11 protein-coding genes are annotated in these 14,137 nt (G+C 44.5%); 6 read left to right on the top strand and 5 right to left on the bottom strand.

Annotated elements, in window-relative coordinates; all coding sequences use genetic code 11:
- Positions 1-23 precede the first annotated feature (23 nt).
- Complete coding sequence (locus L5M40_RS11510; protein WP_263256682.1) at positions 24-1,502, top strand: DUF4145 domain-containing protein; 1,479 nt, start codon at positions 24-26, stop codon at positions 1,500-1,502.
- A 22-nt stretch (positions 1,503-1,524) separates the two neighbouring features.
- Here L5M40_RS11510 and L5M40_RS11505 read toward each other — a convergent pair whose 3' ends face one another.
- A complete protein-coding gene (locus L5M40_RS11505) occupies positions 1,525-1,872 on the bottom strand; it encodes a hypothetical protein (RefSeq protein WP_263175652.1) in 348 nt (115 codons plus the stop codon).
- Between the two features lie 376 nt (positions 1,873-2,248).
- Here L5M40_RS11505 and L5M40_RS11500 point away from each other — a divergent pair, with 376 nt between their 5' ends.
- Complete coding sequence (locus tag L5M40_RS11500; RefSeq protein ID WP_263256680.1) at positions 2,249-4,120, top strand: methyl-accepting chemotaxis protein; 1,872 nt, start codon at positions 2,249-2,251, stop codon at positions 4,118-4,120.
- A gap of 402 nt (positions 4,121-4,522) precedes the next feature.
- The gene (locus tag L5M40_RS11495; protein WP_263175651.1) at positions 4,523-6,394 is read left to right on the top strand and encodes a methyl-accepting chemotaxis protein; all 1,872 of its coding nucleotides are present in this window, start codon (positions 4,523-4,525) and stop codon (positions 6,392-6,394) included.
- Positions 6,395-6,477: 83 nt separating this feature from the next.
- On the opposite strand, the gene L5M40_RS11490 is transcribed toward L5M40_RS11495, so the two are convergent.
- Positions 6,478-7,449: a LysR family transcriptional regulator gene (locus L5M40_RS11490; RefSeq protein ID WP_263175650.1), complete on the bottom strand. Its 972-nt coding sequence runs from the start codon at positions 7,447-7,449 to the stop codon at positions 6,478-6,480.
- 113 nt (positions 7,450-7,562) lie between these two features.
- Here L5M40_RS11490 and L5M40_RS11485 point away from each other — a divergent pair, with 113 nt between their 5' ends.
- Positions 7,563-8,771 (top strand): multidrug effflux MFS transporter, encoded by a 1,209-nt coding sequence (locus tag L5M40_RS11485; protein ID WP_263173493.1) that lies wholly within the window; start codon positions 7,563-7,565, stop codon positions 8,769-8,771.
- Between the two features lie 170 nt (positions 8,772-8,941).
- Here L5M40_RS11485 and L5M40_RS11480 read toward each other — a convergent pair whose 3' ends face one another.
- Positions 8,942-9,775 (bottom strand): hypothetical protein, encoded by an 834-nt coding sequence (locus tag L5M40_RS11480; protein ID WP_263173496.1) that lies wholly within the window; start codon positions 9,773-9,775, stop codon positions 8,942-8,944.
- Between the two features lie 226 nt (positions 9,776-10,001).
- On the opposite strand from L5M40_RS11480, the gene L5M40_RS11475 reads away from it, so the two are divergent.
- Positions 10,002-10,622: a tRNA-uridine aminocarboxypropyltransferase gene (locus L5M40_RS11475; RefSeq protein WP_263173498.1), complete on the top strand. Its 621-nt coding sequence runs from the start codon at positions 10,002-10,004 to the stop codon at positions 10,620-10,622.
- Positions 10,623-10,874: 252 nt separating this feature from the next.
- Here L5M40_RS11475 and L5M40_RS11470 read toward each other — a convergent pair whose 3' ends face one another.
- Positions 10,875-11,147, bottom strand: coding sequence for a hypothetical protein (locus L5M40_RS11470; RefSeq protein WP_263175649.1), 273 nt, complete (start codon positions 11,145-11,147; stop codon positions 10,875-10,877).
- Positions 11,148-11,300: 153 nt separating this feature from the next.
- The gene (locus L5M40_RS11465) at positions 11,301-13,421 is read right to left on the bottom strand and encodes a putative bifunctional diguanylate cyclase/phosphodiesterase (protein ID WP_263256678.1); all 2,121 of its coding nucleotides are present in this window, start codon (positions 13,419-13,421) and stop codon (positions 11,301-11,303) included.
- A gap of 292 nt (positions 13,422-13,713) precedes the next feature.
- On the opposite strand from L5M40_RS11465, the gene L5M40_RS11460 reads away from it, so the two are divergent.
- Positions 13,714-14,085 (top strand): hypothetical protein, encoded by a 372-nt coding sequence (locus tag L5M40_RS11460; RefSeq protein ID WP_219255514.1) that lies wholly within the window; start codon positions 13,714-13,716, stop codon positions 14,083-14,085.
- Positions 14,086-14,137: the final 52 nt, after the last annotated feature.

Genomic DNA, 14,137 nt, shown 5'->3' with positions numbered 1-14,137 from the left:
ATTCAGCCTGCAGGGAATCACTCATGGGGACGAAAACAGTCATTAAGGATAGTGAGTTTATCCACGATTTTTCGGTCTCCTTGAGTGATGATTACCTCAAGGCGAAAAGCTATGTGCAGGATGTGCCGACACAGTCGCTACTGCACATTCGCAGTTTTACCCATAAACTTACAGAGTTACTGGGGCAAGATAAGCAAATCGCGTTTTCCAGTCCGAATTTATACGATAGGATCGAACAGCTAAATCAGCGGCGCGTGATTGATGTGAAGACCACTCGTGCCCTGCATCGATTGCGTGCCGACGGTAACCGCGGCGCTCATCCTGAGAAATACCATCTCACCCAAGAACAATTACTCGCGCTAGCGCAAAAATCCATTAAAGATGTCCTGACTTTAGTCGAGCACTTGTATCCTAAGGTTAAAGGTCGAGTTGCCCCTGACTACTGTTATGAAGCGACTGACGCAATGACTGTGAGGGACTTATGTTACCGAGCTGTGATGGAAGATGACCCGCAAGCGCAGTATTTGGTGGGGATATCGTTTAAGACCAAGGCTTTGATACTGAAAGAACAAGAACTGCTCAAAGAGCAAGAACTTGCGGCAGAAGCCGAAGCTATATCAAGCCAAGATTTATCCACAGTTTCACCTCTAAATCCCATTTCTCACATTAGCGCAGCTGACAGTTTTGCCCGAGCGGCCTATTGGTTTTCCCTTGCGGCACCTAAGCACATGGAAGCCTTACATGAGCATGGCGTAGCACTGATCCACGGTTATCAAGGCGCGCCAGAAGTGGCTAAAGGTGAACAGATCATTGCCACTGCAGCAGCAGCAGGTGTGGTCAATGCGATGGCGTTATTGGGATATTTTTATCTTGTAGGCAGTGAGTCGTTTCAACCCGATAGCAAGTTAGCACAGCAATACTTACAAGGTGCTGCAGATGGCGAGCAAACCGAAGCGATGGCGAATCTAGGTGTGTTGCATTACCAGCAAAAGAACTTAACTCAAGCCTATCATTTTATAAGCAAAGCCGCGCAAGCAGGTTATCCCCATGCTCAGTATCATTTAGCATTAATGCTTGCCAATGGAGATGGTTATACTCGAGATATGATTGCCAGTGAGCATTGGATGGCCGAAGCTGCCGAGCAAGGACAACTCGATGCTATGCTCACGCGGGCGCAGCATATGCTCAATGATGACAATGCTTTTGGCAGTGATTTGACTCAAGCTGAGGATTATTTGCGCCAAGTGATCAAATATAGCCACAGTGTGCCTGCGATGATTGAGCTGAGTATGGCACTGGCCGACGGTATCTTAGGGCGAATTGATGTCGTTGGGTCTGCTGCTTTGCTTAAGCTGGCACGGCAAAATGCCAATAAAAAAGAGGCGGATATTATCGAGCCTCTGTGGCGTTCACTGGTATTACAGATTGAAAATGTGCTTGAGGTAACCCAAGATCCCGCTGAAATTCATAGCCTTAAACGCGCGCAGACCTTACTCGCTTAAGCACAGTTTTGCTTCGATTGAACTAGTGTTCATCCTCTTTATGCTCAAAAGTGCGCCCTTGATGGCGTGCCGCATTAGATTCCCTAACAATAGTGTCAGATCCATAAACCTGACTCTGCGGCTCCTCTGTCGCGTGGGCATGCTGCGTTGCGCTTGCCTGAGCCTGATTAAACTTAGCCAACTGACGTGCCATATAAAAGCGGCTAAATAGGACTAAACAACCGAGCGCAATCGCGCCAAATAAGAGCACGAAGGGCAATAAAAATAGTGATAAACAAATTAGGCTAATGCTAATTGCCATCGCTAACCAAGCCCGTGGGCCAGAAATTCGGGTCTGCAGTGGGCTCTGTTGGAACTGTTGAAAAATCATAAGAACTCCTCGATAGGCAGTGGACATTTAGTGTGCAATAGCGAGTGCGTATAGGTCACGTTAATCTTGATTAATTTACTTTATTTTACTCCGGAGGCCATTTTGGTGTTGCGCATTACTTTGATATGTGATCGCATGCCTTTCTATATGTTGTTGCTCGAATAACGGTTGGTTAATTATATGTGTTTGCTAAAATCTTTTTGATGTAAATCTGAGCAATTTCTTTGCTAACTGTACAGAATATGAGAAAATTCAGCTCAAATTTAACTGCAGTTTTAACTCAGTTAGCCGCCTTATTATATTGGTTGTAAATGTTCGTTCGACCCGCTCAAACACCCTCTTGTTTCACTGCTTTGTTAATTAATTAGACGCCAACATGAACTCATATTCGCTCAAGCAAAAAATTCTGTTCTCTGTCGTGGCAGCCCTTTCACTCGTGATTGGTTTGTTGTCATGGCAAAGTTATTCCAGCCAAAAATCCCAGCTGTTACAAAACAGCCTAGAACAAGTGCAGCGCTTAGGTGAACAGCAGGCTGAGCGGATCCAAGAATGGTTGGCTGGCCGCCAAGATATTATGGGAGCCCTGGCGAACAAAGTTGAAGGTGACAGCCTCAATACACTTCAACAAGCACAGGCATCGGGCCGTTTTCAGCTGACCTATTTTGGCTCTCAAGCAGGGCAAATGTTGGATTCTGATCCGAGTATTGATCGTACGGGCTATGATCCTCGCAGCCGCCCTTGGTATCAACAAGCCATCAGTGAGCGCGGTCTTATTTTGACAAAACCTTACGTGGATGTTGCCTATAACATTCTGGTTGTGACTATGGCGCAGCCTACCGCACAAGGTGTTGTGGGTGGTGACTTATCTATCGCAAGCCTAGTTGACGGTGTTAATCGGATGAAGTTACCGGCAAACGGTTATGCCATCATGATGCACAAAGACGGCACAGTGATCGCTTATAAAGATCAAGCTAAGACGATGAAACCTATAGGTGAAATCGACAATGAACTTAATCGCAACTTACCAGAACAGAGCCGTGCAGCGGGTACTCTGTTGCCTATGTATTTTGAAAATGAAGGACGTGACAAATTAGTCTGGAGCGTTGATATCCCTAATACAGATTGGGAATTAGTGTTAGTGCTTGATAAGGAAACGCTAGAGTCACCACTCTCGAGCCTGTTACTCACTCAACTGGGTCTCTCTGCACTCGTACTGTTGCTGAGTGTGTTAGCCATTTCTTGGTTAGTTGGCATGTTACTGGGTCCTCTGAGTCGAGTATCGCAAGCCCTTGCGCGTATTGCCGATGGTAATGGTGATTTAACTCAACGTATTTCAGTCGACACTCAAGATGAAGTGGGCGTGCTTGCCGACAGCTTTAACCGCTTTGTGGGCAGTCAACATCAGCTGATCAGCCATATTCGCCAATTAGCGAATGAATTAGATGCCGATGCTGAACGTAGTCTTACCACCACGCAAACTTCAGTTGCGGAGTTACAACGTCAACAGCAAGAAGTCGCTATGGTCGCGACTGCGGTAACTGAAATGGCGAGTGCGACTAATGAGATTGCAGCCAATGCTGAGAACACGGCAACAGCGGCTCAACAGTCTGCAGCGAGCAGTTTACAGGGTAAAGAGTTAGTGAATAAAACTCGTAACTCGATTAATTCACTCGCAGATGAAGTGACTCAAGCAACGGATGTCATCGGCGATTTAAGTCGTCACGCTAAGTCTATCTCGAGTATTCTGGCGACAATTCAAGGGATTGCTGAGCAAACTAATCTGTTGGCGCTTAACGCAGCCATTGAAGCGGCTCGTGCTGGCGAGCAAGGCCGTGGTTTTGCGGTCGTTGCCGATGAAGTTCGAGTACTGTCACGTCGTACACAGGATTCGACTCAGGAAGTACATACCACGATTGAAACGCTACAACGGACTACCGCTCGAGCAGTCAGCTTGATGGAAAGCAGCCAAGCATTAGCGGGTCATAGCGTAGAGGATGCCAATGCGGCGGCGAAAGCCCTTGAAGAGATTACGCAAGCGGTCAACGTGATTTCAGATATGGCAGGCCAAATTGCTACCGCAGCGGAAGAACAGACTCAAGTGACGGGTGAAATAACCCAGAATACGGTTGCGATTAAAGATGTGACCGATGAGATTACCGCATCGGCCATGGCAGATTTGGCACAGGCGAGGGGCTTAAAAGCTCGTGCTAATGACCTGAATGCACAAGTCGCGACATTTATTCTGTAGCCTAAGTTTAAAATAGCGAATGATTTGATCTTGATATAAAAGTGCCATGTAATAAAAATGGCACTTTTATTACTTTTTCATCTAAATGCTTTTATAACTCATTTCTATTTAAGTTGAATTTAATTCGTAACTATTAGCATTAAGATAAGAGTAATTTTAAATTACATGAGATTTATAGTGCATATTTAAATATGCATAAATTAGGCGTCCTATTAAATAAGAGGCCGGTGCTCAGATGCATACGTTGATCTATCTTGGATTTGTTGTGAGTTTGTTTATTCTTGCGGTAAAAATAAGTGTATTCGCCGTTATTTTTACGTATCTAAGTAAACTAAGCGCTACTAGGAATAGTTATTATTTTTGGTCAGCATAATTATCCAGTTTTTATTCGTGAAATATATTATGAAATCATATTCATTAAGACAAAAAATCCTTTTTTCCGTAATTCTCGCTCTCTCATCGGTAATTTTACTGTTATCTTGGCAAAGTTATACAAGTCAGAAGAAAGTACTATTAGACGTGAATTTAGAACAGGCTCAACGTCTTGGAGACCAGCAAGCGTTACTGATTAGTGAGTGGCTTGCAAGTCGTCAGAAAATTGTTAAAGGTCTTGCTGGGCAGCGCAATAATGACATTGTGCAAGCAATGAAACAGGCTAAGCAATCGGGAGGGTTTGAATCGACATATTTTGGTGAGTCTAACGGCAATATGAGAGATTCAGAGCCTGCAACTGACTATACAAATTATGATCCTCGTACACGACCTTGGTACCAAGAGGCTATGCGAACTGGTGGAAGTGTATTTACTCGACCTTATCTTGATACTGCTTTTAATATTTTAGTGGTGACTTTGGCCGAGCCTGTTGCAGGTGGAGTTATTGCTGGAGATCTATCGATTAGTAATCTTATCGAAGAGGTCAACCGCATGAAGTTACCGGCAAACGGTTATGCCATCATGATGCACAAAGACGGCACAGTGATCGCTTATAAAGATCAAGCTAAGACGATGAAACCTATAGCTGAAATCGATAACGAGCTTAATCGCAACTTACCAGAACAAAGCCGTGCAGCGGGCACTCTGTTACCTATGTATTTTGAAAATGAAGGACGTGACAAATTAGTCTGGAGCGTTGATATCCCTAATACAGATTGGGAATTAGTGTTAGTGCTTGATAAGGAAACGCTAGAGTCGCCACTGTCGAGCTTGTTACTCACTCAGTTTGGGCTTTCTGCACTCGTGTTGATCTTAAGTGTATTAGCCATTTCTTGGCTAGTAAGTGTCCTGCTGGGTTCTCTGAGTCGAGTATCGCAGGCGCTGGCGCGTATTGCCGATGGTAATGGTGATTTAACTCAACGTATTTCAGTCGACACTCAAGATGAAGTGGGCGTGCTTGCCGACAGCTTTAACCGCTTTGTGGGCAGTCAACATCAGCTGATCAGCCATATTCGCCAATTAGCGAATGAATTAGATGCCGATGCTGAACGTAGTCTTGCCACCACGCAAACTTCAGTTGCGGAGTTACAACGTCAGCAACAAGAAGTCGCTATGGTCGCGACTGCGGTAACTGAAATGGCGAGTGCGACTAATGAGATCGCAGCCAATGCTGAGAACACGGCAACGGCGGCTCAACAGTCAGCAGCGAGCAGTTTACAGGGCAAAGAGTTAGTGAATAAAACTCGTAACTCGATTAATTCACTCGCAGATGAAGTGACTCAAGCAACGGATGTCATCGGCGATTTAAGTCGTCACGCTAAGTCTATCTCGAGTATTCTGGCGACAATTCAAGGGATTGCAGAGCAAACTAACCTGTTAGCGCTTAACGCAGCCATTGAAGCGGCTCGTGCTGGCGAGCAAGGCCGTGGTTTTGCGGTCGTTGCCGATGAAGTTCGAGTACTGTCACGTCGTACACAGGATTCGACTCAGGAAGTACATACCACGATTGAAACGCTACAACGGACTACCGCTCGAGCAGTCAGCTTGATGGAAAGCAGCCAAGCATTAGCGGGTCATAGCGTAGAAGATGCAAATGCCGCGGCGAAAGCCCTTGAAGAGATTACGCAAGCGGTCAACGTGATTTCTGATATGGCAGGCCAAATTGCTACCGCAGCGGAAGAACAGACTCAAGTGACGGGTGAAATAACTCAGAATACTGTTGCGATTAAAGATGTGACCGATGAGATTACCGCATCGGCCATGGCAGATTTGGCACAGGCGAGGGGCTTAAAAGCTCGCGCTAATGACCTGAATGCGCAAGTCGCGACATTTATTCTGTAATCGCTATTCTTAATAGCGTGCCTCGATATTAGCCCGATAAAGCCTTTGCTTTGTCGGGCTTTTTACTGGCCGTTTTTGTCGTGTTAAAGCATTTCTGTGGGATTGAATAACTTAGACACACTTTGACAAATGGTTTCTCTAATCCATTTATGCCCTTGATCTTCATCATTTCTTTGATGCCATAACAACACATAGGCCATTGGCATAAATTCGAAAGGCAGTGGCAGTTGTTTGAGCGGATAAAGTTGGCAGGCGTGACGGGCAAAGCTCGACGGCAGAGTGAAGATTAAATTGCTGTGGGCGCAAACGCTGGCGGCACCATAAAAGTCGGGTACAGTCGTGCTGATCCGGCGTCTATGCCCAAGATCGGCAAGAAAGTAATCCAGTGCCCACCAATCACTACCTTCACAACGAACCTGCACATGGGCCATATCGAGGTAAAGGGGTAAATTCCATTGTTCTGAGGTGAGCGCCGCCATCAGCGGGTGATCCTCTCGCACTAAGCAGACTTGTTGATCGGTAAATAATGTTTGATAGGCAATCCCTTCGGGCAGGCGATCTACTTGAAAATCTGACAGTGGATGCAAATCCCGCCCTGAAATGCCAAAGTCGATTTGCCCTTGCTGCAAATCCTGCATCGATTTTTCGGTCCAGACATAGGAGTCGAGTTTGACGTTGGGTGCCGTGGTCAGCATAGGGCCGATAAAATATGGGATTAAGGTTTCATAGGCGCTTTCCACCATGGCAAAAGAAAATTGTCGATTGCTACTGGCAGGATTAAAGGTCGGAGGCTGAGTGAGTTGATACAAGTCTTGCAATATATTCGGCAGTTTTTGCCCAAGAATGAGGGCGTGCGCGGTGGGTTTTAAGCCATGCGCCGTGCGCTGAAATAGGGGATCATCTAAGGTTTCTCTGAGTCGATTTAAGCTCTTACTGAGGGCTGACTGGCTTATATGTAATCGGCTGGCGGCGCGAGTGACACTCTGCTCCTCTAGCAGCACTTTGAGTATGACCAGCAAGTTCAAATCGATTCTGGCTAAGTTGTCGATATTCACAGATATTCCTCAGAGGAAATTTACTTTGGAAATTATACCATTTCTGTTCATACCTTGAGTTAATTAAAATAGCGCCCACTGAAATACCTTTCCCTGATCAACTGAGATTATTTATGCGGCGCAATCTGTTACCTATCCTGATGTCTATGGTGCTGCTCAGCCCATTAGCCATCGATATTTATTTACCTTCAATGCCAACTATGGCGACAGAATTCGCCGTATCTGCCAGTGATGTGCAATCCACGCTCGTATTGTTTTTATTCGCCATGGGCTTAGGCCAAGTGTTGATTGGGCCATTAGCCGACCGTTATGGCCGCCGTCCTGTGGCCATTTTCGGGGTCTTACTCTACGGCGCAAGTAGTCTTCTCGCTGCCGCGGCCATCGAGTTTCATTGGTTACAGATTGCTCGTGTGCTGCAAGGTTTAGCCGCCTGTTCAACTTCTATCGTGGTGTTTAGTGCGGTGCGCGACTGCTACTCACAAAAAGAAGGCGCTAAAATTTACAGTTACTTAAATGGAGCGATTTGCGTGATCCCAGCTTTAGCACCAACCTTAGGTGGCTTGCTAGCGATGCAATTCGGCTGGCGTTCAACCTTCGTTTTCATGACGTTATATGCCATGTTGATGATGCTCGTTGTTGGTTATCGCTTACCTGAGACTCGTCCAGCCAACACTGTTACTACTGGCCCACTTTACCGTTGGGGCAGATTCAAACCTGTACTCGGTAACACCCACTTTTTGTTTTATGCCTTTGCTTGTATGTCGGCTATGGCGGCTATTTTGAGTTATGTGTCTTATGCGCCTGTGTGGTTGATTGGGCATTTAGGGGTTTCAGAGTTGGCGTTTAGTGGCTTATTCGGACTCAATGCTGTGTTCAATATCGTGGCCTGTTTTGCGGCACCGATCGTCATTCGCAAACTGGGTAATCGTCCAACGGTTATTTTGGCTCTATTCTTACTCGTTCTGTCTTCAGTGGCGACAGTGGCGGGCCAACAGTTTGGTCCAAATACAGGGATGGCAGCAGCTTTTAACTTCATGTTACCTATGATGTTGTTATGTGTGGGATTTGCCTTCTTACTTGGTCCTGCTACTAGTATGGCGCTGTCAGCTTTTGGTGAGCGAGCGGGGACTGCCGCGGCTATGCTAGGTTTTATTCAGATGAGTGGTGCATCCGTTTTAGCTGGACTTATACAGCAAACGAATTTAACTGCACCTTACGCAGTGGCACTCGTCATGGGCGTGTTTTCTATTGGTTTGTTGTTGATGATGGCGCTGAGTCGATTCGACCACTGGCACCAAGAGCAGTTAGTTGGCGAGCATTAGTAGTATTGAGTTCAGGAGCGATAAAGCGGGATTAGACCCATCATATGATCGATTGTGATGACGATGCTTCAAGAGTAAACAGGGCTGTTTGTGAAATCAGTGCTGCTGAGTATATTCTGTAAACCCTTTGCCCGCAGTCTTGCTAACCACAAGCTGCGGGCATTTTTTATTTAAAAGCGGCCGTTGAGACTAAGTGAAATATCAACGCCATCCCAATCGGGTTCAAATGACTTGGCAATACCAGCTCGAGCGGATATTAAGTCTGTAATACGCCAGTGATAAGCAGTATTAATACTGTAAGGGTCCTTATCGTCTTGAATACTGTAGTTTGCGCCGATAGACCAAGCGCGAGTCATGTACCAATCAGCAGTTAAGTTTACAATTGTACTGTTATTGCTATTGTTATATTGACCGTTAGGGCCGTTAGTTAGCGTATTATCAGACTGGCTGTAGTAGATGTTTGCTTGCAAATCAATACCTGCTATCGATTGCAAAGGAATAAAACTGCGTATTCCTATGCCGAACGCATCATTGTCAGAATTTCCTTTTGATCCAAATCCAGCATCATAATCACCGTCACTACTGGAGTAGCTAGCATAAACAGCCGAGGTAGCGTTAAAGTAATAACCTAAGTTGATTCCATAAGTATTAGCATTATAGAAATCATTATCTAGATTGAAGTAATTTGCACCAACAAACCATTTAGATGCGAAAACATATTCTCCATTGACAGCATAAGAGTCTAAATCATCATTAAAACTATAATTACCACCAATATTAGATGTTTGTGCTAAAAAGCCACTTATTGCGTAGGGCGCAGAATCTTGACTAACTGGGGTAGAATAGTAGCGATAGTCAGCACTCCAGCCGCCATCACTAAATGCTTCACTTGAGGCGCCATAGTTAATATTGACATCATGTTGGTAGGCTTTGTCTGTGGCTGCAAATGTATTTGTACTCAATAATCCGAATACAACCGCAATACTGATCAGTCTTTTGTCCATTTTATCGTCCTTGTTGTGGGTACTGAAAGCAAGAAAAGTATAATAAATGCTAAGTGTTAGCAGTTTTAACTTATTGACCTTAGCGTTCTTGCTGGTGTCACTATACGATGTTGTCACAAAAGTTCAACAAAAAAACAGCTTGAAAAATAGAGCCTTAAACCGTCTTGAATATTGAATTTGAGTGAGCTGTGTTAGTTTTTAGGCTAAAGTTAAGAGGACTGCGCCTTTGTCGCGTTTTTATTGTTCTATCTGTCGTTATCCGCAAAATGCTTGCTTATGTGCGAGTGTTCAGCCTATCTCTCCAATGACTCAGTTGGTGGTTTTACAGCACCCGAGTGAAGTCGAACATAAGAAGAATAGTGTGCGGGTATTGAGTCTTGCTGTACCTAAAACGCAAGTTTATGTGGGTGAAAGCGAGTCTGACTTCAAAGGTTTACGGGAATATTTAGCGGCGTGTAATAAGCCTATTTATCTCGTCTATCCCTCTGCGTTAAGTGTAAGTGTTGAACAGCAACATATTAATCCTGATTGTATATTGCTGTTGCTCGATGGCACTTGGCGTAAGGCATTCAAAATGCTGCAGCTGAATCCTTGGTTAACCCAGTATCCTGCGGTGCATTTGGCTGAAGGTTATGAATCGCGCTATCGGATCCGTAAATCGAGTCGTAGCGATAGTTTATCGACCTTAGAAGCTTGCGCTTATATGTTAAGCGCCCTTGATCCTACCCTTGATGTTCAGCCGTTAATGATGGCATTTGATGCTATGGTGGAACTGCGGATTAAGGCGATGCCGAGTACAGTGCAGGCCCGTTATCAGAACTCAAATGAATCCAGTGGTAAGGTATAGTTGATGGGGTTAAGGCTATTGAGTCTTAGATGTTTTAGGTATGAATTAGTGCTTTTAAGTTATTGAGTTTTTGAGACTCCGTACGAATTAAAATAGTCAAAATCTTATTCAGATCACGCTAACTTAATGTGAAATACGGTTTAATAACTGGGATTCATTTGCGCAGCAAATGATGAGATAGCTTTGCCAGCCAATTGCTTTGCAGGGGAGTGATTCCATTCATTACTATTAGTAAATGGCGTGCTGGCAGGGCTATCGAGCTTTAAATATGGTGTTTTTATTGATAATGATGAGAGCGCTTTGCCTGGCCATCATTGGCTTTGCAGGGGAGTGATTCCATTCATTACTATTAGTAAATGGCGTGCTGGCATGGCTATCGAGCTTTAAATATAGTGTTTTTTTGATAATGATGAGAGTGCTTTGCCAGGCCATCATTGGTTTTGCAGGGGAGTAGATTCCATTCATAACTATTAGTAAATGGCGTGCTGGCAGGGCTATCGAGCTTAAATCATATGTTTTCTGCAAGAAAATCTTTCCCCTTCGTTCGCGACCCATCAAAATATTTCGATAAAACCTTAGCGGAATCTTTCGTTTTCCTTTGTAAACGTTGAGAGCGTTAATTTGGTGCACAAGTCGGATTATCGAGCCGATGCGAACATCGGCAGTCCTAAATCTGTTCTAGGCTAAGCGTTTTTCCGCAAGAAAGGCTTGGGTGAAGTTTTCGACTGAACTCGGGTAGCCAAATAGAAATCCTTGGGCGAAACCTTGGCCCATGTCAGTCATTATGTCTTTTTGTTGTTGAGTTTCAATACCTTCTGCGACGAAGTGAATGTCGAGTGCTTGTGCGAGTTGCACTATAGCATTGCAGAGCTTTTGTCCTGAGACTTCGTTTAAGCGCAAGGCAAACTCGGCATCAATTTTGACGCTGTCTATTGGCAAAGTCCCTAAGCGACTGAGTGACGATAACCCAGTCCCAAAATCATCGATGGCTATGCTGACACCTAACGCTTTGATACGATTGAGTGTGAGTCGTGCTTGCTCCGGTTGTCGTAACAATGCCGATTCGGTAATTTCTAAAATCAGTGCTTCAGCGGGTAACTTCGCCATTTCTAAGGCATTTATCACTTGGTCGATAAAATCTAAGTGTTCCAATTGCAGTGGTGACACATTGACTGAAATTCTAAAGTCGGGTTGATAATGTGCTCGCCAGAGGGCCGCTTGTACACAGGCCTGTTCTAATACCCATTGGCCAATGCTGACAATTAATCCTGTTTCCTCAAGCAATGGCACAAAGTCGGCAGCTTCATAATATTCTGTCGGTGACTTCTGCCAGCGGAGCAGGGCTTCGGCAGCAATAGTTTGATTTGTGTGTAAATCGACTATGGCTTGATAAGCGAGAGTGAATTGTTTTAGGCTATGCGCATGCCTTAGGTTATTGATTAACTGTAATTTTAACTCGGCTGCTAGGCTCATTTCCTTATCGTAAAACACGAGATGCGGTAAGCTCTTTTTAGCGCAATACATGGCAGTATCGGCAAGACTAATCAGCTGTCCCGCTTGGTTACTGTGGATAGGAAATAGCGCAATGCCTATGCTAGTGCCGAGGAAGAACTTTTGGCCTTCAATTTCAAAGGGACTCTCAAATAAGCTGAGTATCTGTTCTGCAAACAGTTGGATTTCATCTTTGCAGCTACAGTCTTGCAGCACTAAGGTAAACTCATCTCCGCCCATACGGGCTATGTCGGCCTTTTCGATACAACCTGCTTCGAGTCTGGCTGCGACGAGTTGTAATACTCTATCGCCCATGGAGTGACCGAAGCTGTCATTGATATTCTTGAAACCATTGAGATCTAAAAACATCAACGCGCCCAGTGCGAGGGGATCTGTTTTAAGTTTTTCGAGGGCACTATTGAGGATCTGCTTGAGATGGAACCTGTTAGGTAATCCAGTCAAGGTATCGTACATAGCTCGAGTTGTTAGCTGGGTTTCTAATAGTTTTTTAGTACTAATATCACTGAAAATATTCACATTATAATGAGCATCATCTTCCGTGACGATTTTACGACTGCTCTGCCAAGCAGGAAAGTTACTGCCATCTGAACGTCTTTTCCACGTTTCGCCCTGCCAAAATCCCCTTTGTTTCAAGGCGATTTGGCATTCGGTTTCTTCCCCCATATTATGGGTTCTTACCTCTAAAAATTCAGGGGTTTTACTGATGAGCTGCTCAGCGCTATAGCCGCAAATACGGCACATTGCTTTATTGACAGCCAAAATTTGATTATCAGTGTCAGTGATATACACAGCTTCGGCACTTTCTTCGAGCGTGGTCGACAAAATTTCTTTGGGAATATGAGCAAAACCATCAGAAATCGTTTCGCGCATTTGATTGCGGCGATTAAGAGCTTGTAATTCAACGAGTACCACGGGCTGTTGTTGCAGATAACAGCGATAGAGATTAATTCGAGTCGGCAGTTCATTGCCTTGTTGGCTCATGTGCAGCCAGTTGAATTCAACATTATTGCCAGCAATGGCTTCAAGGATCATTTCCCGCGCAAATTCAACACTATTGCGGCCTGAAGATTGGATCCTCGGAGAAAAATCATAGGGAGTCGCATTCACAAAAGCATCGTATTCAGTCTCAAAATAACTGAGGGTGGCTTGGTTGGCACTAATAAAGCTAAAGCCTTGAATTAAGGCTAAGGGGGTTTTATGGGGATGTGCTTGCCAGAGAGACAGCTTTTCTTGCAGTACAGGATCATCTGTACTGAGTTTCTTAAGTAAGTGTTGCCATCTGATCATTCAGGATACTCCCTTGTGACGCAAAATAGTCACATCCCATTTTTAGGTCTTCGTTGAACACGAAGTTGCCCAATAGTACATCATTCCAATGGGGTTAAAAATAAACCTAATTGTTGTTTCACTCAAATAGAAACTTAAAAAGTGTAGTTTAAGACTTGTATTCAAGCATATTTTTTAAGAACACCTGCTGCATATTTCAAGCTTAGGCAGATTTTATGCTATGTTTTGCACATCTTGCGTGAATTGGCTTTTATCATTGATTCATTCAATTATCGAATAAAGGAGACCGGAAATGGCGTATTTATTTAAAGTGTTAATCTCTAAAATATTAATATCGCTAGTCTTCATCTTTAATTTTCATCTCGCGTTAGCGAATGCCGCCGAGGCGCCAAAGCCTAGATTGACCCTAGAGCAAAAAGCCGATAAGGCACGCATCGACTCACAGCGATTAGAACAGGCTCAATTAGAAAAGGCCCGTCAAGCCACTAAAGAGACGACAGAGCGGGAAGATAAAATTAAGCAACAATCCCAAACCAACGATTGGGAAGCGCAGCAAAAACTTAAGGCACAAAAACAGTTCGACGAAAGAGAAAGTCGCGAGCAAAAATATTTACGGGAAGCAAAAGAAGCCGCCGCAAAAGAGCGTAAAATCCCTAAACCTTAATCAAGCCATCAACACAGTCGATTTCAGCTAGTCAGTGCTAGCATTATTTGTG

This window comes from Shewanella sp. SM68 (assembly GCF_025653925.1).
GTDB lineage: Bacteria > Pseudomonadota > Gammaproteobacteria > Enterobacterales > Shewanellaceae > Shewanella > Shewanella oncorhynchi.
This window is presented reverse-complemented; position numbering and strand designations above follow the sequence as displayed.

Coding starts and splice junctions, on each gene's coding strand:
- L5M40_RS11510 (WP_263256682.1), top strand. CDS start 24: ATGGGGACGAAAACAGTCATTAAGGATAGTGAGTTTATCCACGATTTT.
- L5M40_RS11505 (WP_263175652.1), bottom strand. CDS start 1,872: ATGATTTTTCAACAGTTCCAACAGAGCCCACTGCAGACCCGAATTTCT.
- L5M40_RS11500 (WP_263256680.1), top strand. CDS start 2,249: ATGAACTCATATTCGCTCAAGCAAAAAATTCTGTTCTCTGTCGTGGCA.
- L5M40_RS11495 (WP_263175651.1), top strand. CDS start 4,523: ATGAAATCATATTCATTAAGACAAAAAATCCTTTTTTCCGTAATTCTC.
- L5M40_RS11485 (WP_263173493.1), top strand. CDS start 7,563: ATGCGGCGCAATCTGTTACCTATCCTGATGTCTATGGTGCTGCTCAGC.
- L5M40_RS11480 (WP_263173496.1), bottom strand. CDS start 9,775: ATGGACAAAAGACTGATCAGTATTGCGGTTGTATTCGGATTATTGAGT.
- L5M40_RS11465 (WP_263256678.1), bottom strand. CDS start 13,421: ATGATCAGATGGCAACACTTACTTAAGAAACTCAGTACAGATGATCCT.
- L5M40_RS11460 (WP_219255514.1), top strand. CDS start 13,714: ATGGCGTATTTATTTAAAGTGTTAATCTCTAAAATATTAATATCGCTA.